The 21,359-nt window shown below is 63.8% G+C and carries 18 protein-coding genes, 1 other RNA gene and 3 pseudogenes; 3 read left to right on the plus strand and 19 right to left on the minus strand.

Annotated elements, in window-relative coordinates:
• Position 1: 1 nt before the first annotated feature.
• The 7 genes and pseudogenes from mraY to mraZ all read right to left on the minus strand — a co-directional run bounded on the left by mraY (position 2) and on the right by mraZ (position 7,628).
• Positions 2-1,084, minus strand: a complete 1,083-nt coding sequence (mraY, locus tag HK436_RS18750) for a phospho-N-acetylmuramoyl-pentapeptide-transferase (protein ID WP_173192176.1) — start codon at positions 1,082-1,084, stop codon at positions 2-4.
• A gap of 22 nt (positions 1,085-1,106) precedes the next feature.
• Positions 1,107-2,551: pseudogene (locus tag HK436_RS18755) on the minus strand (UDP-N-acetylmuramoylalanyl-D-glutamyl-2,6-diaminopimelate--D-alanyl-D-alanine ligase).
• Positions 2,548-3,999 (minus strand): UDP-N-acetylmuramoyl-L-alanyl-D-glutamate--2,6-diaminopimelate ligase, encoded by a 1,452-nt coding sequence (locus HK436_RS18760; RefSeq protein WP_173192178.1) that lies wholly within the window; start codon positions 3,997-3,999, stop codon positions 2,548-2,550. The pseudogene HK436_RS18755 and the gene HK436_RS18760 overlap by 4 nt, the downstream one beginning before the upstream one ends.
• Positions 4,000-4,047: 48 nt before the next feature.
• Complete coding sequence (locus HK436_RS18765; RefSeq protein ID WP_173192179.1) at positions 4,048-5,766, minus strand: peptidoglycan D,D-transpeptidase FtsI family protein; 1,719 nt, start codon at positions 5,764-5,766, stop codon at positions 4,048-4,050.
• Positions 5,763-6,137, minus strand: a complete 375-nt coding sequence (gene ftsL / locus HK436_RS18770) for a cell division protein FtsL (protein WP_173192181.1) — start codon at positions 6,135-6,137, stop codon at positions 5,763-5,765. Before ftsL ends, HK436_RS18765 begins: the two co-directional genes overlap by 4 nt.
• Positions 6,138-6,142: 5 nt before the next feature.
• The gene (rsmH, locus tag HK436_RS18775) at positions 6,143-7,156 is read right to left on the minus strand and encodes a 16S rRNA (cytosine(1402)-N(4))-methyltransferase RsmH (protein ID WP_194248547.1); all 1,014 of its coding nucleotides are present in this window, start codon (positions 7,154-7,156) and stop codon (positions 6,143-6,145) included.
• Positions 7,156-7,628: pseudogene (mraZ, locus tag HK436_RS18780) on the minus strand (division/cell wall cluster transcriptional repressor MraZ). The gene rsmH and the pseudogene mraZ overlap by 1 nt, the downstream one beginning before the upstream one ends.
• Positions 7,629-8,027: 399 nt before the next feature.
• On the opposite strand from mraZ, the gene HK436_RS18785 reads away from it, so the two are divergent.
• Positions 8,028-9,134 (plus strand): cystathionine gamma-lyase, encoded by a 1,107-nt coding sequence (locus HK436_RS18785; protein ID WP_173192185.1) that lies wholly within the window; start codon positions 8,028-8,030, stop codon positions 9,132-9,134.
• 54 nt (positions 9,135-9,188) lie between these two features.
• Here the strand turns inward: HK436_RS18785 and rnpB are convergent.
• The 11 genes and pseudogenes from rnpB to HK436_RS18835 form a co-directional block, all read right to left on the minus strand.
• Positions 9,189-9,584, minus strand: an RNA gene (gene rnpB, locus HK436_RS18790) — RNase P RNA component class A.
• Between the two features lie 58 nt (positions 9,585-9,642).
• Positions 9,643-10,221 carry a lytic transglycosylase domain-containing protein gene (locus HK436_RS18795; protein WP_173192187.1) on the minus strand — a complete coding sequence of 193 codons (579 nt, stop codon included), beginning with the start codon at positions 10,219-10,221 and terminating at the stop codon, positions 9,643-9,645.
• Between the two features lie 183 nt (positions 10,222-10,404).
• Positions 10,405-10,545, minus strand: a complete 141-nt coding sequence (locus tag HK436_RS34110) for a peptidoglycan-binding domain-containing protein (RefSeq protein WP_512770956.1) — start codon at positions 10,543-10,545, stop codon at positions 10,405-10,407.
• Entirely contained in the window at positions 10,479-11,168 is a 690-nt protein-coding gene (locus HK436_RS18800; RefSeq protein WP_512770957.1) for an N-acetylmuramoyl-L-alanine amidase, read from the minus strand. Before HK436_RS18800 ends, HK436_RS34110 begins: the two co-directional genes overlap by 67 nt.
• The gene (locus HK436_RS18805) at positions 11,165-11,875 is read right to left on the minus strand and encodes a J domain-containing protein (protein WP_173192189.1); all 711 of its coding nucleotides are present in this window, start codon (positions 11,873-11,875) and stop codon (positions 11,165-11,167) included. Before HK436_RS18805 ends, HK436_RS18800 begins: the two co-directional genes overlap by 4 nt.
• Positions 11,876-11,995: 120 nt before the next feature.
• Entirely contained in the window at positions 11,996-12,166 is a 171-nt protein-coding gene (locus HK436_RS18810) for a hypothetical protein (protein ID WP_173192191.1), read from the minus strand.
• 114 nt (positions 12,167-12,280) lie between these two features.
• On the minus strand, positions 12,281-13,204 hold the full coding sequence (locus HK436_RS18815) for a hypothetical protein (protein ID WP_173192193.1): 924 nt from the start codon (positions 13,202-13,204) through the stop codon (positions 12,281-12,283).
• Positions 13,205-13,217: 13 nt separating this feature from the next.
• Positions 13,218-13,736, minus strand: a complete 519-nt coding sequence (locus tag HK436_RS18820) for a winged helix DNA-binding protein (RefSeq protein ID WP_173192195.1) — start codon at positions 13,734-13,736, stop codon at positions 13,218-13,220.
• Between the two features lie 22 nt (positions 13,737-13,758).
• Positions 13,759-15,064, minus strand: a pseudogene (locus HK436_RS18825) (TRAP transporter large permease).
• 3 nt (positions 15,065-15,067) lie between these two features.
• Positions 15,068-15,601 (minus strand): TRAP transporter small permease, encoded by a 534-nt coding sequence (locus HK436_RS18830; protein ID WP_173192197.1) that lies wholly within the window; start codon positions 15,599-15,601, stop codon positions 15,068-15,070.
• Positions 15,602-15,676: 75 nt separating this feature from the next.
• Positions 15,677-16,657, minus strand: coding sequence for a TRAP transporter substrate-binding protein (locus HK436_RS18835; protein WP_173192199.1), 981 nt, complete (start codon positions 16,655-16,657; stop codon positions 15,677-15,679).
• Positions 16,658-16,815: 158 nt separating this feature from the next.
• Between HK436_RS18835 and HK436_RS18840 the strand changes: the two genes are divergently transcribed.
• The gene (locus tag HK436_RS18840; RefSeq protein ID WP_173192201.1) at positions 16,816-20,511 is read left to right on the plus strand and encodes a hydantoinase B/oxoprolinase family protein; all 3,696 of its coding nucleotides are present in this window, start codon (positions 16,816-16,818) and stop codon (positions 20,509-20,511) included.
• On the plus strand, positions 20,483-20,875 hold the full coding sequence (locus tag HK436_RS33620; RefSeq protein ID WP_376769176.1) for a DUF6979 family protein: 393 nt from the start codon (positions 20,483-20,485) through the stop codon (positions 20,873-20,875). Before HK436_RS18840 ends, HK436_RS33620 begins: the two co-directional genes overlap by 29 nt.
• Before the next feature lie 71 nt (positions 20,876-20,946).
• Here HK436_RS33620 and HK436_RS18845 read toward each other — a convergent pair whose 3' ends face one another.
• Positions 20,947-21,336 carry a cupin domain-containing protein gene (locus HK436_RS18845; RefSeq protein WP_173192203.1) on the minus strand — a complete coding sequence of 130 codons (390 nt, stop codon included), beginning with the start codon at positions 21,334-21,336 and terminating at the stop codon, positions 20,947-20,949.
• Between the last annotated feature and the right edge of the window lie 23 nt (positions 21,337-21,359).

Here is a 21,359-nt window from a genome sequence, read left to right on the forward strand (position 1 = left end):
ACTACCTCAGCTTGAGCGTCGAAAGGCCGATGAGGGCCAGGATGACGGCGATGATCCAGAACCGGATAACCACCTGGCTCTCCGTCCAGCCAAGCTTCTCGAAATGATGGTGGATCGGCGCCATCAGGAAGACCCGCTTGCCGGTCAGCTTGAACCAGGCGACCTGAATGATCACCGACATGATCTCGACCACGAAGAGGCCGCCGATGATAGCCAGAACGATCTCGTGCTTCGCGGCCACGGCGACCGCGCCGATGAGCCCGCCCAGCGCTAGCGAGCCGGTATCGCCCATGAAGATCGCAGCGGGTGGCGCATTGAACCACAGGAAGCCGAGGCCGGCGCCGATGACGGCGCCAAGCACGACTGAAAGCTCGCCGGTGCCGGGCGTGAAGTGGATCTGCAGATAATCAGCAAAGACCGCGTTACCGGCGAGATATGCGATCACGCCGAAAGAGGCGGCCGCGACCATCACCGGCACGATTGCGAGGCCGTCCAGCCCGTCGGTCATGTTCACCGCGTTGCCGGCACCTACCATCACGAAGGCAGCGAAAGGCACGAAGAAGATGCCGAGGTGGAGGACAAAGTCTTTGACGAAGGGAAAGGTCAGCGAAGATGAGAACGGCTCGGTCCCGGTCCGCATGATGACGTATGCGGCGATGCCGGCGACGATGAACTCGATCAGCAAGCGGATTTTGCCGGAGAAGCCCAGATGCGACTGCTTCGTGACCTTCAGATAGTCGTCATAGAAGCCGATCGCGCCGAAGCCCAGTGTCACCAGCATCACGACCCAGACCAGCGGGCTTGACAGATTGCCCCACAGCAGCACCGAACCGATGATGCCGGTGAGCATCATGAGACCGCCCATCGTGGGCGTTCCGGCCTTCTTGAAATGCGTCTGCGGGCCATCGGCGCGGATCGGCTGGCCCCTGCCTTGGCGGATGCGCAGGGAGTTGATGATCGCAGGCCCGAACATGAAAACGATCAGCGCTGACGTGATCAACGCCCCGCCGGTGCGGAAGGTGATGTATCGAAAAACGTTGAAGGCCGAGAAATGGTCGGCAAGTCCAACGAGCAGCAACAGCATTGGCGGCGTCCCCCGACGTCTCTCAGGCTTCTCTGGCAATGCGGCCGGCCGAAGCCGCCGCGGGAAATTTCTCTAGCAGTGCCTCCACGAGCTTTGAGAACCCGGCGCTCTTGGAAGACTTGACCATGATCACGTCGCCGGGCCGAACCGTCTCCATCAGCAGCGGCTTCAACTCGTCGGCGCTGGGCCGATGCTGCGCGGCGGCCTCATCGGGCAACGAAGCGGCGAGCGCCCCAATCTCGGAGCCGCCCAGCAGGATGATATCGGCTCCGGACTTTGCGATCGGTCCCGCAAGCGCCTCATGCAGCTTTCTCGAATGCACGCCGAGCTCCAGCATGTCGCCCAGAACCGCTATCCGGCGGCCCCGGGCGGCACGGATGCAGTGCCCAGCAGGTCGAGCGCCGCCTTCATGGACACGGGATTGGCGTTGTAGCTTTCGTCGATGACGACGATCTCGCCGCCGGCAGGATGCCCGAGCGCATAACGCCGGCCACGGCCGCGTTCGGCCTCGAACTGCGCCAGCGCCGGTGCTGCCTTTGTGACATCGGCACCAGCCAGATAGGCGGCCCCGAGCACGGCAAGCACGTTCTGAACCATATGACGGCCCGGCGCGCCAACCGTCAGCGACAGTTCCTGTCCGGCCATCTTCACGACGATGCGCGAGCTTTCGCCGCCGAGTTGGCAACCCGCAAGCCGGAAGGTCGCGCGGGCATGCTCGCCGAAGCTCCAGATATGCTCGACGCCGAGATCGCGCGCGGCCTTGTCGAGCAGCTTCCATTGGCGATCGTCACGATTGATGAGCGCGTGGCCGCCGGGCTCCAGACCCTCGAAAATCTCGGCCTTGGCCCGCGCGATGTCCTCGATGCTCTTGAACGCCCCGAGATGGGCCGGCGCGATGGCGGTTATCAGGGCGATGTGCGGCCGCACATATTTCACGAGCTGGCGGATTTCGCCCGGATTGCTCATGCCGATCTCGAAGACGGCATAGTCGCAATCTTCCGGCATTCTCGCCAGCGTCAGCGGCACACCCCAATGGTTGTTGAAGGATTGGGGCGACGCGTGGACCGAGCCGACCGCCCCCAGCGCGCAGCGCAGCGCTTCCTTCGTCGTCGTCTTGCCGACCGAACCGGTGACGCCGATGATTTTTGCCTTGGCGCGCGCGCGCGCCGCCACTCCGACGGCCTCGAGTGCCACCATGACATCCGGCACCACGATCATTGGGGCAGTGATGCGGCCCAGCGCCGGCAGCCTGCTTTCGGCAACAACGAGCAACCCTGCCCCGGCCTTGAGCGCGGCGGTCGCGAAGTCGTGCCCGTCGAACCGGTCACCCTTGATCGCGAAAAAGGCGTCGCCCGGCTTCAACGTGCGCGTGTCGATCGAGATGCCGGTCACACCTTCGGGCATCGCGCCCACGGGCCTGCCGTTCATCGCCCCTGCAAGTGCCTGGCTGCGCCACAGGAGGCTCATGCGGCGCGCTCCGTAAGGGCGGCCCGCACCTCGGCGTGATCCGAGAACGGAAGCGTCACGTCGCCGACGGTCTGGCCTTCCTCGTGCCCCTTGCCGGCCACGACGAGCGTGTCGCCCGCATGCAGCATCGCGATCGCCTCGCGGATCGCATGACGGCGATCGCCGATCTCGATGGCGCCGGGTGCCGCCTCCATGATCGCCGCACGGATCGCCGCCGGCTCCTCGGAGCGCGGATTGTCGTCGGTGACGATGGAGATGTCCGCCAGCCGCGTTGCGATCTCGCCCATGATCGGGCGCTTGCCCCTGTCACGATCGCCGCCGCAACCGAAGACGACCAGAACACGCCCGGTCGTGAAAGGCCTCACCGCCTTCAGCACGTTCTCAAGCGCATCCGGTTTGTGGGCGTAGTCGACATAGACCGGCGCGCCTTCCGGCGTTGTGCCGACGTGTTCCAGCCTGCCCGACGCGCCTTTCAATCCTTCCAGAGCCATCAGCGCCTTGCCCGCCTCAAGCCCGGTCGAGATGGCGAGCCCCGCTGCCACCAATGCGTTGGCGATCTGGAAATCCCCGGCCAACGGCAGATCGATTTCGTAAATCTCACCACCTGTGGCGATCTCCGCCCGCTGGCGGAACCGTTCGTGTTCAACCCGCTTGAGCTGCAGGAAATCGCCCTTGCGGCCAACGGTCAGCACCTCTAGGCCGGCACCGCGCGCGGCGTCGATCGTCGGCCGTGACCATGCATCGTCGGCAAAGACGACTGCCGGCGCGCCTTTTGGCAGCAACTCGGTAAAGAGCCGCATCTTGGCGGCATGATATTCCTCGACCGTCGGATGATAATCCATGTGGTCGCGACCGAGATTGGTGAACCCGCCGGCGGCCAGGCGCACCCCGTCCAGCCGTCGCTGGTCGAGGCCGTGGCTCGATGCTTCCATCGCGGCATGGGTGACGCCGGCGCTTGCCAGTTCGGCCAGCAGCAGGTGGAGCGTTACCGGGTCTGGTGTGGTCAGGGAGCCGTATTCCTCGCGGCCCGGCGCAACGACGCCGGTCGTGCCGATGGACGCGGCCGCCAAACCGGCATGTTCCCATATCTGCCGGGTGAAGGACGCCACGGAGGTCTTGCCGCTGGTACCCGTCACGGCCACCATCGTTTCCGGCTGCACGCCGTGGAAAATGGCAGCGGCAAGCGCCAGCGCCTGGCGCGGATCATCGATCGCAATCACCGGCACGCCGGGATCGGTGGTCAGCGAGCCGCGCGCCGCAATGACAGCGGCTGCGCCGCGCTTCACTGCGTCGGCCACGAAGGATGCGCCGTCCGCACGCGTCCCTTGCAGGGCGGCGAACAGAAAGCCGGGTTCAACCCGGCGCGAATCCGACGATATCCCCGCAACCTCGATTTCGCCCAAGGCGCCGGGGACGGGCAGGAAACCGGAAAACTGGCTGAGCTTCATCAAATTCCATTGGTCCGAATACGTGGACGCCCCCGCAATCCCCGAGAATCACTGTGAGGACACCAAAAGGGCGCTACTTTCATGGCCGAAATCGGGCTTTACGCCAAGCATGGCGGCAGAGCGGCGGATGATGTTCGACGCGAGCGGCGCGGCGGTAACACCGGCGGTCGCAGAGCGCGTCGAGTTCTCTCGCTTCGGCTCGTCAATGACGGTCAGCACGATGTATTGCGGATTGTCCATCGGGAAAACGGCCACGAAAGCGTTGAAATTCTTTTCGTTGGAATAGCGGCCGTTGACCACCTTCTCGGCGGTCCCGGTCTTCCCACCGACCCGGTAACCGGGAACGGTGCCGCGCTTGCCGGAGCCCTTCTCGGCATTCAGATTATATAGGTAGCGCATCCCGTCGACCGTATAATCACTAACAACCTTGGTAGCCGACGCCATCGCCTGGTCCTGATTGCGTATCAGAAATGTCGGCGGCATCAGATAGCCGCCATTGACCAGCGCGGAAACACCGACCGCCGTTTGCAACGGCGTGGTCGAGAAGCCGTGCCCGAAGGCTGCGGTGATGGAGTGTACCTTCTTCCAAACCTTCGGTTCCGTTGGCCGGGCGACCTCGGGCAACTCGGTATCCATGCGGCTGAGCAGACCGAGGCGATAGAGAAATTCGCGATGCCCTTCGATGCCGACAACGTCGGCTTCCTTGGCCGAACCGATATTGGAAGAGTAGATAAACACCTCCGGAACCGTCAGCACGCGGCCCTTGCCGTGGAAATCGCGAATCCTGCGTCCGCCGACTACGATCGGCCTGGTGGCGTCGAATCTGCTCTCCATCGTCACTTTGCCGGAATCCAGCGCCATGGCGGTCGTGAAGCTCTTGATCGTCGAACCCATCTCGTAGACGCCGGCGGACATGCGATTGAGCCTGTCCTTGTCATGCGCATTGTATGGATTGTTTGGATCGAAATCCGGCACCGACGCCATCGCAAGGACTTCGCCAGTACGCACATCCATGACGACGGCTCCGGCCGAAAGAGCGCGGTAACTTTCCATCGCCCGCACGATTTCATCGCGCACGACATGCTGGACGCGCAGGTCGATGGACAGCCGGACCGGCTCAAGGTCCTTGGCAACGGCCAGGCCTGTCGCCTGCAAATCCGCGAGCCCCTGGTCGTCGATATATTTCTCCATGCCCGCGATCCCCTTGTTATCGACATTCACGAGGCCGACGATGTGGGATGCGGTGGCGCCACCGGGATAGAAGCGGCGCTTCTCGGTCCGGAACCCGATGCCCGGTATGCCAAGCTGCATGATCGCCTGCTGCTGGCGGGGCGAAAGCTGGCGGCGCAGCCAGATGAACCCGGCGTCGCTCTGCAGACGGTTGTAGGTCTGCTCGATGTTAAGGTCGGGAAGCACGGTCAGCAGCTTCTCGAGCGCCTCGTCTGCGTCGACGATGCGGCGCGGCTCGGCGTAGAGCGATGCAGTGTTGATGTCGGTCGCCAGGACCTCGCCATTGCGGTCGACAATGTCCGGGCGCGATGCCGTGACGCGTGACGGGCCGGGACCACCCTCTTCCAGATCCTGGAACCCGAGATAGGTGAGACGGCCGGCAATCACGCCGTAGACGGCGAAGAAGACCGCCATGGTGATCAGAATACGGGTCCGGGCCCGCCCGCCCGTCGACTTGCCGATACCGTCGACAACGATCCGACCCGAGCCGCTATCCTGCTCTTCGGCTTCCTTTTTTGCGCGCCAGCGGCCGATCATTGCACGACCCCGCCGGTGGTGGTTGCATCGATGCCGCTATCGGCCATGCCGCCAAGGTTTTCGTTGATGAAGTCCTCGATCTCGACCGGCCGTATCGGCAGGTCGTCGATATCGGCAATCTGGTAAGGCTCGACAGGCACGAGCTCCAGCTCCGATTGATAGGTCTCGGCAAGTCTCTGCAGGCGAGACGGCTGCGTCAGCAGGCTCCAGTCGGCCTTGAGCACGTCGATCGTTTCCTCCTCGAAGCGGATCGCCGCCTCGAGCTTGCGCAGCTTGGAAAGCTCGGCTTCGGCTGCGTGCTTGGTCGTGTAGGTGAACGCCGCGGCTGAGACCATCACCGCGATCAGCACTAGGTCGGTGGTTCTGAACATGGCGATTACCTTTCCACGACGGGAGAGAGTGCGGGCAGCGCAGGCAGCCCGAAAAGCGACAGATCTGCGGCGCGGGCCGGCGCATCGGTGCGCACGGCGGCCCGAAGTTTGGCGGAACGGGCACGTGGATTTTCGCGCGCCTCGGCATCGCTGGCGGCAACCACCTTGCCTGCCTTGTCGAACGTCGCCGCCTTGATTTCGACGGCCGGCATGTGTCGCGACCCTGCCGCCTGACCGGCACGGTCGGTGATGAACTTCTTCACGATCCGGTCTTCAAGAGAATGAAAGGTGACAACGACCAGCCGCCCGCCGGGCTTGAGTGCGCGCTCGGCTGCAAAGAGCGCACGGGCGAGTTCGCCCAGTTCGTCGTTTACGAAGATGCGCAGGCCCTGGAACGTGCGCGTCGCAGGGTGGATCTTGTCCTTCGGATTGTTGCCGAGCGCGCCCTCGATCGCATCCGCGAGGTCGCGGGTGCGCTCGAAGGGACGAACGGCGCGACGCTTTTCGATCATCCGCGCGACACGGCCCGCGTGACGTTCCTCGCCGAGCATTCCGATGATGCGCGCCAGGTCGCCCACCTTGAAGCGATTGACCACGTCGGCGGCACTCGGCCCCTGCTGTGCCATGCGCATGTCGAGCGGCCCGTCACCCCGGAAGGAAAATCCCCGCTCGGCCTCGTCGAGCTGCATGGAGGAGACGCCGATGTCGAGCACCACGCCGTCGACCGGCTCGCCTGCCACAGCGTCGAGCTCCGAGAAGCGGTCATGCACAAGCCGCAGGCGGCCTGAAAACTCATCCACGAGCGCCTTGCCGGCCTTGATGGCATCGGGATCGCGATCGATCGCAATCACATCAGCGCCAGCCTGCAGGATCGCGCTGGTATAGCCGCCTGCGCCGAAAGTGCCGTCGACGAAGATTTCGCCGGAAACAGGCCGAAGCGCATCCAGCACTTCCGCAAGCATGACCGGAATGTGGCGGACCGGTCCGCCAACGGCAATCCCCTCGCCGTGGCCCGCCATCACTCCGGGCCCCCGCCCGTTGCGCCCGTCGTTCCCGCCTGGCGCAATTTCATCAGCCGCTCCCGCACCTGCGCGCCGTAGTCCGCAAGCTGCGACGGCTCCCACATCTGAAAAAAGGTCCCGCGCCCCACGAATGCCACCTCCGTGGTGATGCCCGTATGGTCGCGAATGAAATCGGTCACCGTAATGCGCCCATCCTGATCGAGCTTCAGGAAATCGCTGTCGCCATGCCATGCACGAAGTAGGACATGTCGTCCGCCGTCTGGAGAAACGGATCCTCCATCGCGATACGTTCCTCGTAGCGATCGAGCAGATCGAGCCCGCCCACATCCAGCGCCGGGCGATCCAGCGCCTTCAGCGCGTAGAGTTCCTGGTACCCGCGGCGCTGCACCACGGCGCGAAAATGCGCCGGCACCGATACCCGCCCCTTGGCGTCGATCCTGTTTACGGCACTGGAAAGAAAACGGTCCATGACCCGAAACTACCGTCCCTGCCGCGCCCGCCTGCGTATCCTCGCGCATGCGCTGAATTGCTTTCCCTGACCCCATCCCGCCGCCAATTCCGGGCAATGCCGAACCACCCCGGCGGGCCGCACTGGCTGCCGGTTTGGGGGACACTTCACCCGGAACTGAACCGAAGTCGTGATTATGCTTAAGGGATACCATGGGCCAATATGGGCGTCAACGGGAACAGCCTGCACAAACCACCTTTCGGGCATGTACCGGCAGTCATGCAGATGCGACCTGCCATTTATGCTCTGTTAGGCTTAACGAACGGTTAGGAGCCTTTTTGCCGCCGGCTTTCGGTGGCTTGCGTCATGCATCGCGCGTCTCTAGCGTGGTCGCCTATCTCGCCGCTGGAAACCTTTGACATGACCGACAGCTCCTCCGCGCGCGCCGCGCAGCTCGCCCACCTTCGCCGTGCCGAACTGGCAAAGGGCGATCCCGTCGCACTTCCATTGACCATGGCGAGCATGTTTCACCTGCCGGGCGATCCGGCCGGCTTCGCGCAGTACGGCCGCTTCTCCAACCCGACGTGGGATGCGGTCGAAAAAATGCTGTCTCATCTGGAAGACGCGCCCGCGCTGGGCTTTCCCTCCGGCATGGCGGCCAACGCAGCAGTCTTCTTCGCGCTCCTGCAAAGCGGCGATCGGATCCTTCTGCCTTCCGACGGCTACTACACGACGCGCGTTCTGACCGAGCGTTTCCTGACACGGCTCGGCGTCAGCTACGACACACGACCCACCGCGACATTCCTCGATGGCGGGTTCGAGGGCTACCGGCTGGTGTTCGTGGAAACGCCCGCCAATCCCAGCCTCGACATCTGCGACATCGCCGCCGTTGCCAAAGCCGCTCATGCAGCCGGCGCGCTGGTCGTGGCGGACAACACCACGATGACGCCCTATGGCCAGCGCCCGCTGGACCTCGGCGCAGATATAATCGTGGCCGCCGACACAAAGGCCCCCAATGGCCATTCGGACGTGCTGTTCGGCCATGTGGCGAGCCGCGATGCCGATATCATGGCGGCCATTTCCGACTGGAGAAAACTTGCTGGAGGCATACCCGGCCCGTTCGAGGCCTGGCTGGTGCATCGCGGCCTGGAAACGCTGCATGTGCGTTTCGAGCGCATGTGCAACACTGCGGAGGCGGTCGCCTCCCGGCTTTTGGAGCACAAGGCCGTAAAGGCTGTCCGCTTCCCCGGCCTTGCCGACGACCCCGCGCACAATCTGGCCCGTGCGCAGATGGAGCGTTTCGGTTTCCTGATCGGGCTGACGCTGGGATCCCAGGAGCAGGCGGAACGCTTTATCGACGGATGCGCCCTGATCCAGCCCGCGACCTCGTTCGGCGGCGTCCACACATCTGCCGAACGCCGTGCGCGCTGGGGCGATGCGGTCGAGCCGGGCTTCGTCCGGTTGTCCATCGGCTGCGAGCCGATGGAAGATCTCTGGGCGGCGATCGATGCCGCGCTCGCCGAATAGCGACTACCTGAAGCAACCCGACGCCCCGCCCGGTAGGGCGAAGCGTCGAAGTGAAATGCCAGCCGGCCTGTAAGCCGGGTTCTGTATGGCCGCGCCGCCCGAGGGCGCCGCGACGTGGCGACCATTCGTCTTGGGCGGACGTTGCCGCCCGCCTCATGCAACCTACCCGGACGACTGGGCCGGAAACTGCCCGAAGGTTGCCCTTCGCGTCGCCCCTATTCGGTCTTGCTCCCGGTGGGGTTTACCGTGCCGCTTCTGTTGCCAGTCGCGCGGTGGGCTCTTACCCCACCCTTTCACCCTTACCCCGCGAGCGGGGCGGTTTGCTTTCTGTGGCACTTTCCCTGGGGTCGCCCCCGCCGGCCATTAGCCGGCACCGTGTTTCCCTGGAGCCCGGACTTTCCTCACCTGCGACCTTTCGGTCCCTGCCGGTGCGGCCGCCCGGCCGGCTGGCAGAGCGTATAAAGGTGCCGCCGCCCAAAACGCAAGCCGAAAGGTGTGGCCGGTTCGATTACGCGCCGCCGAGTTGCCGCTTGACCTTGGCGCAATAGGCTGCGGAAACCTTGTTCATGCGCTTGGCGCCATGGCCGGCATTGTAGCGCAGGATGGTGCCGCAGGTGTCGCCGCCACCGAGCTGATGGGCTTTTGCTAGATACTTCATGCCGTAGCGGATGTTGGTCTCGGGATCGTAGAGACCCTTGGCGCTGCCCGAATAGCCCATCATGCGGGCCGTCGCCGGCTTGATCTGCATCAGGCCGATTTCGCCAGCGCGACCGCGGGCGTTCGGGCGATAGTTGCTCTCGATGCGGACCACCGCATTGGCAAGCGCCACCGGCACGCCATGCTGTGACGCATATTTCGAGATGATCGCTGAATAGCTGCCACCCTTCCCGGCTTTCGCCGCCACCGTGGCCTTGGTGCTGCGCGGGGCCTTGTCCGCGGGGATCGAAGCAGTCGTTGTCTTGTCGACGTTGCGGATCGCCTGCTCGCGCTTCATGATTTCCTGATATGTGTCGCGGTTTTCCGCATGCGCGGCAATAGTCGTCAGGCCGGCTGCAAGCGCAGCCGCCGCAAAGATCATCTTCTTCATACGTTCCAGTTCTTCCGAAATGCCGCTTCTGGGCGCTCGCGGCTGTTTACAATCAACGGCCGGGATCGAGCGCCACCGGCCGCGGGGAGAGCCGGGGATTTGCAGGCCAACTTCGAGTCAAAAATGGCCGCGCGATTCACTTTGCGTGACAGTATGTTACAGCAAAGTCTTAATTACCCTGCGTCAGATCGGGCTGGCCGGTAGCGCCTTCAGTAGCCTGTGCAGCGTCTCGATGGTCGACTGATCTGCGACGCCGTCTACCCGCGCGGGACGGAAGTGGCGCTGAAACGCTTCAACGGCAAGTCGCGTCTGCTCGTCGAACAAACCGTTGATTTCAAGCCATAACCGTAGAGCGACAGCATCGACTGGAAGGCCTCGACCGGCTCTCCGGAATCGCCCATCGCCAGAAATCGCCCGCCGCGCACCGGCGCAGGCTGGACGTAGTGGCCGATGCCTTCTTCGGCGAGCCACGCCCAGGGGAACCGCTCGCCGGGGTCGATCTTGCGGCCCGGCGCAATGTCCGAATGTGCCAGAATTCGTTCGGGCGGAACCGACCATCGCGCGCAAATGTCGCGGGCGAGAGCCGCAACCGCCTCCATCTGCGGATCCGGAAACGGCGGAAACCCCTCCAGCGGACCTGGATTGACGATCTCGATCCCGATGGAAAACGAGTTCACATCGGACACGCCGCGCCAGGAGCCCTTGCCGGCATGCCAGGCGCGGTCCGCCTCCCGCACCATCTGCACGACGCGCCCGTCTTCGTGGACGAGATAGTGAGACGAAACCTCGCTTTCCGGTGCGCAAAGCCATGCCTCTGCCGCCGGTCCCGTCTCCATGCCGGTATAGTGCATGATGATGCAGTCCGGCTTGCGCCCTTCAGCACGCGGCCCGAAATTGGGCGAAACCCGCACCTCGGAACCGGCATGGTCAGGCGCGAAGCCGCTCATGTGCGCTGCATGCTCCGCTCGATCGTCTCGTAGGCGCCGTTGATCGCGGCAAGCCGGCTGTTGGCGATCGCCAGGAATTCCTCAGGAACCCCGCGCGCGATCAGCCTGTCGGGATGGTTATCCGCCACCATGCGCCGATATCTGGCGCGCACCTCCTCGAAGGGCGCCCCATGCTCCAGCCCCAGCACGAGCCACGGATCCTTTTCGCCGAGGATCGCGTGCCGCGACAGGATGCGCTCGAAATGTTGCTCGTCGATCTCGAAAATTTCCGCCACGCGCTGAAGAAACGCCACCTCGCGCTCATGGACGAACCCATCAGCCTTGGCGATGTGGAAGAGGCCATCGAGTATGTCTTCGAGCATGGCGCAATTGGGCTGGCCGGATCCGCACAGGCGCGCCATCCGCTCCGCATAGAGTTCGAAGCCGGCCACATCCTGCTTGGCGAGATCGAAGAGCCGCGCCACGTTGCGCGCCTGTTCCCGCGGCACTTCGAAAATCTGCTGGAAGGCACGGACTTCGGCCTGCGTGACAACGCCATCGGCCTTCGCCATCTTCGCCGAAAGCGCGATCATCGCGATCGAAAAGGCCACACGCCGGCGCAGTTCGGGATCGCCCTCGAAGACGGTCCGCACGGCCTCGATCAGGTTCGACAGCGCATTCGCCGGAACGGTCGAGAGAAATTCGCTTATCCTGGCCCAGATCGACATCCGGGCCTTCTTAAGGTGAATCGCCGTCGTTGACGAGATGGCAGGTAGTCGAAGTTGGACCGGTTGGACAAGAAAAAGGCCGGTCTGAAACCGGCCTTCTTCGAGACTGCGCGCTTCGACTTATTCGGTCGGAGCCGGCGCGGGAGCCGGTTCGGTCGGCTCGGGCTGCGCCATCGGCGCCTGCTGCTCCTGATCGGGCAGGCCCTGCGTGGTGGTGTTGTCCGTGTCGCTGCAGGCAGCAAGACCCATCAGAGCGATGGCGGAAGCGGAAGCGAGGATCAGCTTTTTCATTTCAAATCTCCTTCTTCATCGAGCGCTCGCCCCTCTCAATTCAGACCGGGCACTCGACACAAAAATGCGTGAGCCGCCGTCCGGTTTCGTAACGTTGTGTGACTCTCTGTAAGGCTATTGGCGGCGGTAGAAGCGGCCAAGAATTGCGGGCGTGAGATACATCGGTATCTGGTAGCAGCCGATGAAGAGCAGGATCGGATCGATTGTCTCCTGCGGCAGCACCGTCAGAAAAAGTGCGACGTTGCGGTTGCCCGCCACGATTCCGATGGCCGCTGCGCGACTTGCGAAGCCCGCGCGACGCGCCAGGGTGGCCGCAATAACCTGCAGCAGAAAGTTCACCGCACACACCAGCGCCAGGACGCCCGCGAAGGTCAGCGGTGTCTGGCGGATCGCTGGCCCGACCGCCGACATCAGACCGATAACCACCACAGCCATCGCGATGGCCGACAGTCCGTCGATGGACTGTATGGTTCTCTCACTTGGGTTGCGCAGCCAGAACGCGCGAAGCAGGAACGCTGCGCCGGTGGCTGCGATGATCAGAGCCATCAGGCCGCCTGCAGCCGTCAGCACGGCGCGCGCCTCGCCGAAGGCCGGTGACAGCCAGAAGACTGGAAGCACGGTGAGCGGCAGAAGCGCGGTACCCACCACGATCTGGCGCAGGGCGGGCGCCGGATCATTTCCGGTCATGATCGCGAGGTTCGGACTGCCGGTCACCGGCGCAGCCGCCAGCATCAGAACGAAAAATGTAGCCAGCGCAGCGCCCGACAGGCCAAGAACTGCAAAAAGCAGGATTGCCGAGATGGGCAATACCACCTGAAGCACGGTTGCAAGTCCGACCGAGGCACCGAGATCGCCCAGCGCCCCGACCGCCTGCCGATGCCCGACACGCAGCGCCGCCAGAAACAGCAGGCTGGCAATCATGCCGGCGATCCATGGCCGCATGGCAAGCGCAAGGTCGGGCAAGGCAATGCCGGCTGCCAGACCCAGCACCAGCACCAGCCGGCCGTGACGCGCCGCGGCGGCAAGAAATGCGTGCACGGCCGCTACACTCTCAAAGCGATGCGGCGGTACGCGCCGCCTGATCGTAGTGGCCCGAAAGAGCGCGCAGCGTGGCGGCCACATTCGAGATCGCCCTGGGATCGAGGCCCAGGCCCTTGACGGATTCGACCAGCAACGCCTCCCGCACGGAGCGATAGCGAATGCAGGCTTCCACGCCCTTGGCCGTGGCGCCGACAAGCTTTTCCTTGCCCGAGCGCGTGCTTTTGACCAGTCCGCGTTTTTCCAGCTTCTTGATGGCGTAGATGACGACGTGCGTGTCTTCGATGCCGAGCATGATGCAGAGGTCGGAGAGCCGCTTCGGCCGGCCGCGATGGTTGGCCGAATGCAGCACCTGAACGTCTATCGAGGTCAGGCCCGGCTCGCCCGCCGCCGTCATACAGCGCACCATCCAGCGCTCGAAGGCGTTGCCCGCCAGCGTCATGCCGAATTCGAGTTCGGAGAGCGCCGGCAGCGCCCCATCGGCGAGATGTGCCGACGAGACGATCGGTCCGAAATCGGTTTTCTCCGTCATGGCTCTCCTCCAACCATTATGATCAGCCTGCGAACATGGTCCTTGGCAACCACAGCGCCACGTCCGGGAAGATGGCGAGAATGATCACCATGATCGCCATCAGCAGAAAGAACGGCAGCGTCGCCCGGGCTATCTCGAACAGGTCCCTGCCCGTCAGCCCCTGTATCACGAACAGATTGAAGCCGACCGGCGGGGTGATCTGCGCCATCTCGACGACGATGACGAGGTAGATGCCGAACCACACAAGGTCGAAGCCTGCCGCCGAAACCAGCGGCATGATGACGGCGGTGGTCAGCACAACCATGGAGATGCCGTCGAGGAAACAGCCAAGCATGATGAACAGCAGCGTCAGCGCGGCCAGCAGCATCATCGGCGAAAGGCCGAGTTCGCCGATCCAGGTCGCAAGCTGTCGCGGCAGGCCGGTAAAGCCCATCGCGGTCGTCAGGATGTCGGCGCCAGCCAGAATGAACGCGATCATGCAGGAGGTGACGGTCGCCGCCATCAGGCCTTCCTTGAAGCGCGTCCAGTCGAGCGCGCCCTGCGCGCGCGCCAGCACCAGGCTCAGCGCTACGCCGACAACCGCAGCCTCGGTCGGCGATGCGATCCCGCCATAGATGGAGCCGATCACTCCAAGGATGAGCATCGCCACGGGCAGCAGCTCGCGCACCGCCGAAAGCTTGTGCCACCACGAGGTCCGCTCGTCCGGCGGCGGCATCTTGCTAGGGTTGAGAAGCGCCCACAGAGCGACATAGCCCATGAACAGCGTTGCCAGCACCAGGCCCGGTATGACGCCGGCGACGAACAGCCGTGCAATCGATTCCTCGACTGCCGCGCCATAGACGATCAGGATGATCGACGGCGGGATCAGCAGCCCCAGCGTACCGGAGCCGGCAAGACTGCCGATGGCCAGACGGTCGTCGTAACCCCGCTTCTGCAGCTCCGGCAGCGAAATCTTGCCGACCGTGGCCGTGGTCGCCGCCGAAGAGCCCGATACGGCCGCGAACACCGCGCAGCCAAGCACGTTGACGTGGGCGAGCCTGCCGGGAATGCGGCGCACGAAGGGTGAAATGCCGGCGAACATGTTCTCCGAGAGGCGCGAGCGGAACAATATTTCGCCCATCCAGATGAACATCGGCAGCGCCGTCAGGTCCCCAGGATATGGACGAACTCCACAAGGAGGTCGCCATTACCTGCGCTGCCGGGATGGCAGGCTTTGAGGCCAGCGCCACCAGGGCTACGAGCGACAGTGAAAACGCGATCCACAGACCGAGCGCCAGCGCCGCGAACATCACGACGATGAGCAGCAGCGACAGTTCGAAAACGCCCATCGCTCAGGCCTCCGTCCGGCTCTGGATGTAGACCCTGCGGGTCCATGCCTGCACCGTCACATCGACGAGCGCAATCGTGAGCACGGCAAGGCCAACCGTCATCAGGCCCTGCGGCAACGCCAGCGGCACCGGCACTATGCCGTAGGACACGTCGTTGAAGTTCCAGCTTCTGATCGTCAGCCGTGCCAGCGCCACAGTCGCGTAGAGCGACAACGCTGCCCCCGCCATGCCGAGCAAGGTTTCGACCACGTGGCGGGCAACGCCGCCCAGCCGGTTGACCAGCACGCCGACGCGGATATGACCTCCGGTCACGAGCGTGTGGGCGAGCGCCAGAAAGCTCGCAGTGCCGAGCAGGAAGCCACAGATTTCCGCAATGGACGGGACCCTGATCCCCAGCGGCTGCAGGTCCACAAGTCGCAAGCCGACATCAAGCAGTCGCGCGGATACCTGGATGGCCACCAGGGCGAAGATCATGAAGATCGCAATCGCGGCCGCCCAGCCGGCGACGCGATAGAGTGCGTCGAGAAAACGCCGCATGGGACTTTCCCTTGAGAGAGGCGGGTATCCGGGCGGCGATCCTCGCCACCCGAACGGCTGTCCGCATTGCAGCGCTTAGTTGCCGCGGTAGGTCTGCAACAGAGCTTCGCCGTCGGCGCCAGCCCGCTCTTTCCACTCCTCGGTGATGGTCTCGCCAATCTTGGCGAAATCGGCCTTCAGCTCGTCGGAGGGATTGACGACGGTGACGCCGTTGTCGGCGAGCGCCTTCGTCTTGTCCTGCGTCTCCGTCTGCGACATCTCCCAGCCGCGTGTCTCGGCTTCCGCTGCCGCCTCGAGCACCGCGCTCTTGACGTCGTCACCCAGGGCGTCGAAGGCCGCCTTGTTGACGATCACCATGTTGCGCGGCAGCCAAGCCTGCGTGTCGTGGTAGTGGGTCAGGAAGTCCCAGGCCTTGGAATCGACGCCCGTTGACGGCGACGTGATCATCGCCTCGACGCGGCCGGTGGCGAACGCCGTCGGAATGTCGGAGGCCTCGATCTGCGTCGGCACCATGCCGGCGAGTTCGGCGACGCGCTCGGTGCCGAGATTGTAGGCGCGGAACTTCAGGCCCTCGAGTTCGGAGAGCGCGGTCACTTCCTTCTTGGCAAAGATGCCCTGCGGCGGCCACGGCACCGAGAACAGGAGCTGCAGGCCCTGCTCGCCGAGCAGCTTTTCGAGGTATGGCCGCTGCGCGTCATAGAGCTTCTTCGACAGTTCGTAGCTCGACGCGAGGAACGGTACGGAGTCGACGCCGAAGATCGGGCTTTCGTTTTCAAGGCGCGATACCAGCAGTTCACCGGCAGGCACGATGCCGTCGCGAACTGAGGTCTTGATCTCCGGATGGGCGATCAGTGACTGGTTCGAATGAACGGTGATCTTGAGTTCGCCGCCGGTCTTTTCGCCAACGTCTTCTGCAAACTGCATGACGTTGCGGGTGTGGAAATTGCCGTCAGGATAGGGCGTCGGCAGATCCCAGGCGGTCTGCGCGAAGGCTGCGCTGGTGACGAAGAGGCCGCCGGCGAGAAGGCCAGCCGCGAGCGGTGCACGGTATTTCATGTCGTTCCCCTTTTCATCTTAATGCTTCGACTTCTGTGTCCGGAGCATGCCGCGTTTCTCCGGCAGATGCCAACGTTGACAGTTTATCGAGAAATCGTCAATAAGTTTTGACGTTGGGGTATCCGGACGTCGGACCCCGCCAGAGGGAGACAAGAAAAATGGCCGGCAAATGGGACTTCTGGATCGACCGCGGCGGCACCTTCACCGACATCATCGGCAGGGACCCCGAAGGCGAGCTCCATCCGCTTAAACTCCTCTCGGAAAACCCCGAAGCCTACAAGGACGCCGCAATCGCCGGCATCCGGAGGCTGCTTGGTGTCGCAGCCGATGCGCCGGTTCCCTCCGATGCGATCGGCGACATCAAGATGGGCACGACGGTTGCCACCAACGCGCTCCTGGAGCGCAAGGGCGATCGTGTGCTGCTCCTGATCACGAAGGGGTTCCGCGATGCGCTGCGCATCGCCTACCAGGCCCGCCCGGACATCTTCGCCAAGGAAATCGTCCTCCCCGAACAGCTCTACGAGCGCGTGGTGGAGGTCGACGAGCGCGTGCGCGCCGACGGCACTGTCGAAATGGCGTTCGACGCCGAGCATATCCGCGACGCGGTGAGCCAAGCCAAGGCCGACGGCATTGATGCGGTTGCCATCGTCTTCATGCATGCATGGAAATATCCACAGCATGAGGAAATGGCGGCAAGCCTTTGCGAAGAATCCGGATTCTCTCAGATCTCGGTCTCCAACCGCGTCTCGCCGCTGGTCAAGCTGGTCGGCCGTGGCGACACCGCCGTAGTCGACGCCTACCTCTCGCCAATCCTGTCGCGCTACGTCCGTCAGGTCGCGGGCGAACTGGGCATCTCCCGCAACAAAACCGGCACAGCCTCCCCTCGCCTGATGTTCATGATGTCGTCTGGCGGCCTTACCGCCGCAGACATGTTTCAGGGCAAGGATGCGCTGCTGTCGGGACCGGCCGGCGGCGTTGTCGGCATGGTTGAAACCGCGCGGCTTGCCGGTTTCGGCAAGGTCATCGGCTTCGACATGGGCGGTACCTCGACCGACGTTGCCCACTATGATGGCGAATATGAACGCGCATTCGACACTGAGGTGGCCGGCGTGCGCGTCCGCGCGCCGATGATGCGCATCCACACCGTGGCCGCCGGCGGCGGCTCGGTCCTGCACTACGAGGCGGGTCGCTTCCAGACGGGTCCGGATTCGGCAGGCGCCAATCCCGGACCGGCATGCTACCGGCGCGGCGGCCCGCTGGCTGTCACCGACGCCAACGTCATGCTTGGCAAGCTCCAGCCCGATTTCTTCCCGGCTATCTTCGGCCCCGAACAGGACCAGCCACTGGACACCGAGACCGTGCGCGCGAAATTCGCGGCGATGGCAGGAGACATAGGCGATGGCCGCGCGCCGGAAGCAGTTGCCGAGGGCTTCGTGACGATCGCCGTCGAGAACATGGCCAACGCCATCAAGAAAATCTCTGTCCAGCGCGGCTACGACGTCACCGAATATCTGCTCAACTGCTTCGGCGGCGCGGGCGGCCAGCATGCCTGCCTCGTCGCCGACGCACTCGGCATGGAAGCCGTGCTGATCCACCCGTTCTCCGGCCTGCTCTCGGCCTATGGCATCGGTCTCTCGGCTATCTTTGCCTCGCGCCAGCAGGGCTTGCTGGCGCCGCTGGCAGACAGTTCACTTACAGAGATCGAGGCGACCATCGCCCATCTGCGCGATGCGGTAGCCGAGGAGCTTTCTGTCCAGGGTGTTCCGACTGAAAAGATCGGCTGGAAGCCGGTGCTTCAGGTGCGCTACGATGGCACCGACACCGCCCTGCCCGTCACCTTCGACACGGGCTCGATCGTCGATGCCCGCGCGGCATTCGAGGCCGCCCACAAGGCCCAGTTCGGCTTCATCTACGACGACAAGCCGGCGGTCGTGGAATCTGTCAGCCTTGAAGGCGTGGACACGCGAGGCGCCGGCCGCGACGAGCGCGACGCCGAAACCCGCGACATCGACCTGAAAGCCGGCGATACGCGCAAGGTCTTCTTCGAGGGCGAATGGCACGACACCGCCATCCACCGGCGGGAAAACCTCAAGCCGGGCAACCGCCTCACCGGCCCCGCTTTGCTGATCGAAAGTCACCAGACCATCGTGATCGAACCGGGCTGGCAGGCGGAAGTGACGGCCAAGAACCATGTGCTGCTGCGCCGTGTCGAAAAGAAGCGCCGTTCGGCAGCCCTTGGCACGGCCGCCGATCCGGTGATGCTCGAGGTGTTCAACAACCTGTTCATGTCGATCGCCGAGCAGATGGGCGTGACGCTGCAGAACACCGCCTATTCGGTGAACATCAAGGAACGGCTGGATTTCTCCTGCGCCGTCTTCGACCGCACCGGCGCACTGGTCGCCAACGCCCCGCACATGCCTGTGCATCTGGGCTCCATGGACCGGTCGGTGGAAACGATCATCCGCCTCAACGAGGGCGACATCCATCCGGGCGACGTCTTCGCGCTGAACGCGCCCTACAATGGTGGCACGCACCTGCCCGACATCACCGTGGTCACGCCCGTCTTCGACGACGCGGGCAAGGAAATCCTGTTCTATGCTGCATCGCGCGGCCACCACGCCGACGTGGGCGGCACCGCGCCCGGCTCGATGACGCCGCTCGCGACCACCGTGGACGAGGAAGGCGTGCTGTTCGACAATTTCCGCCTTGTCGAGCGCGGACGCTTCCGCGAGGCGGAGCTCCACACGCTTCTGACCGACCACCCCTACCCCGCCCGCAACCCGCACCAGAACATCGCCGACCTGAAGGCGCAGATCGCCGCCAACGAGAAGGGCGTGGCGGAGTTGCGCAAGATGGTCACGCATTTCGGCCTGGAAACGGTGCAGGCCTATATGGGCCATGTGCAGGACAACGCCGCCGAAAGCGTGCGCCGGGTGCTGGAGCGGCTGCCGGACAGCTCGGAATACGAATACCCGACCGACACCGGGCAGGTCATCAAGGTGAAGATCACGGTCGACCGCACAAAGCGCGAGGCCACCGTCGACTTCACCGGCACGTCTCCAGTGCAGAAGAACAATTTCAATGCGCCTGAGCCGGTCGCGCGCGCGGCGGTGCTCTACGCGTTCCGGGTGATGGTCGAAAACAACATCCCGATGAATGCCGGCTGCCTACGGCCGATCAATATCGTTATTCCAGAGGGCTGCATGCTGCGGCCGTCCTATCCGGCCGCCGTGGTGGCCGGCAATGTCGAGACCTCGCAGCATGTCACCAACGCGATCTTCGGCGCGATGGGTGCTATCGCCAACTCGCAAGGCACGATGAACAACCTCACCTTCGGCAACCAGACGTACCAGTATTACGAGACGATCTGCTCCGGCTCCCCGGCCGGCCAGACCAATGACGGCAAGGGGTTCGCGGGAACGTCGGGCGTCCACGTCCACATGACCAACTCAAGGCTGACCGATCCGGAAATCCTGGAACTGCGCTTCCCCGTACTTCTCGAGGATTTCCAGATCCGGGAAGGATCGGGTGGTAAGGGCAAGTGGAATGCGGGCGACGGCACCAGGCGGACGATCCGCTTCCTGGAGCGGATGGAATGCGCGATCCTGTCGTCCCACCGACAGCATCCGCCGCGCGGTGTCGCGGGCGGCGGCGACGGCGAGACCGGTTCGACCGAGGTGCGCCGGCTCGACGGAAAGGTCGAACTGCTCAAGGCCTGCGACCAGACGATGCTGGAGGCCGGTGAGGCCGTCATCCTCACCACGCCGACTGCCGGGGGTTCGGGCGCGGTTAACTCGAATAGAACTACATCGGGGGCGACGGAAAATGGGAAGTTATGGAAATGTAGCGGTTAGAGCAGCGAGATCACTCGAGACGGGTGCGCATCTTTCTCCAAGCGATGCATGGAAAGACGCCGCCATCTGTGAGTACCCCACGCAAGCGGCATCAAGGAAAAAGGCTTGCCCTCGCGGAGCATTCATCGGCCTCTGTGAGGCAGATCTTATTCGCGGCGCTACGAGCACTAAGTTACACAGTCCATCGAGAAATGGGGAGTACGCCGTAGCGGCGGCGAATGTCCTTCGCGACAATCCCCACCTAGCCACTGACAAGAAGGCACTTTGGCTCATCGCTTGCCCCGACCAGCCGAAGAGACCTAACAACCAGATGGATGTCGTGATTGCGCTTTACAATGCTGGTTTGCTCCAATTGGAAAGATAACACCGCCTAGAAGCGCCACGGATTTCACCGAAATACCCACGACCTCGGCAAATGAACCCCCATTGAATATCTTATTCCAGATTGGTCTGGATCCAGCGCGGCGACAGGTGGATGTCGAGCGTCTGGAGGCGTCCGGGACCGAGGTTGATGAACCTGTGCGGCACCGCGGCGGGGGCCATCACCGTGTCGCCCGCCTCGGCGTCGATCGTCTGGTCGCCCACAAAGAAGCGCGCGCGGCCTGTCTGGACGACGAACACCTCGTCGTAAGGATGGATATGCAGCACCGGCCCGACCCCCGGCTCGTCGTTGCCGTAGGTCAGCACCGTAATCTGCGTTGCAAGGGTCTCGCCGTTGATCGAGCCACGGTACGGCCCGTCAATCGTGGCATCGAAAAGCCGCGCCTTGGCGGGTGGGCGACCGTCGGGTGTGACGGTCGCCGGGTCGAAGTCGCGTCGTGTCATGTGGCCTCCTCTAATGGAAGGCG

The organism is Neoaquamicrobium sediminum (assembly GCF_013240295.1).
Classification (GTDB): domain Bacteria; phylum Pseudomonadota; class Alphaproteobacteria; order Rhizobiales; family Rhizobiaceae; genus Aerobium; species Aerobium sediminum.

Coding starts and splice junctions, on each gene's coding strand:
- mraY (WP_173192176.1), bottom strand. CDS start 1,084: ATGCTGTTGCTGCTCGTTGGACTTGCCGACCATTTCTCGGCCTTCAAC.
- HK436_RS18760 (WP_173192178.1), bottom strand. CDS start 3,999: ATGAAGCTCAGCCAGTTTTCCGGTTTCCTGCCCGTCCCCGGCGCCTTG.
- HK436_RS18765 (WP_173192179.1), bottom strand. CDS start 5,766: ATGATCGGCCGCTGGCGCGCAAAAAAGGAAGCCGAAGAGCAGGATAGC.
- ftsL (WP_173192181.1), bottom strand. CDS start 6,137: ATGTTCAGAACCACCGACCTAGTGCTGATCGCGGTGATGGTCTCAGCC.
- rsmH (WP_194248547.1), bottom strand. CDS start 7,156: ATGGCGGGCCACGGCGAGGGGATTGCCGTTGGCGGACCGGTCCGCCAC.
- HK436_RS18785 (WP_173192185.1), top strand. CDS start 8,028: ATGACCGACAGCTCCTCCGCGCGCGCCGCGCAGCTCGCCCACCTTCGC.
- HK436_RS18795 (WP_173192187.1), bottom strand. CDS start 10,221: ATGAAGAAGATGATCTTTGCGGCGGCTGCGCTTGCAGCCGGCCTGACG.
- HK436_RS18800 (WP_512770957.1), bottom strand. CDS start 11,168: ATGAGCGGCTTCGCGCCTGACCATGCCGGTTCCGAGGTGCGGGTTTCG.
- HK436_RS18805 (WP_173192189.1), bottom strand. CDS start 11,875: ATGTCGATCTGGGCCAGGATAAGCGAATTTCTCTCGACCGTTCCGGCG.
- HK436_RS18810 (WP_173192191.1), bottom strand. CDS start 12,166: ATGAAAAAGCTGATCCTCGCTTCCGCTTCCGCCATCGCTCTGATGGGT.
- HK436_RS18820 (WP_173192195.1), bottom strand. CDS start 13,736: ATGACGGAGAAAACCGATTTCGGACCGATCGTCTCGTCGGCACATCTC.
- HK436_RS18830 (WP_173192197.1), bottom strand. CDS start 15,601: ATGCGGCGTTTTCTCGACGCACTCTATCGCGTCGCCGGCTGGGCGGCC.
- HK436_RS18835 (WP_173192199.1), bottom strand. CDS start 16,657: ATGAAATACCGTGCACCGCTCGCGGCTGGCCTTCTCGCCGGCGGCCTC.
- HK436_RS18840 (WP_173192201.1), top strand. CDS start 16,816: ATGGCCGGCAAATGGGACTTCTGGATCGACCGCGGCGGCACCTTCACC.
- HK436_RS33620 (WP_376769176.1), top strand. CDS start 20,483: ATGGGAAGTTATGGAAATGTAGCGGTTAGAGCAGCGAGATCACTCGAG.
- HK436_RS18845 (WP_173192203.1), bottom strand. CDS start 21,336: ATGACACGACGCGACTTCGACCCGGCGACCGTCACACCCGACGGTCGC.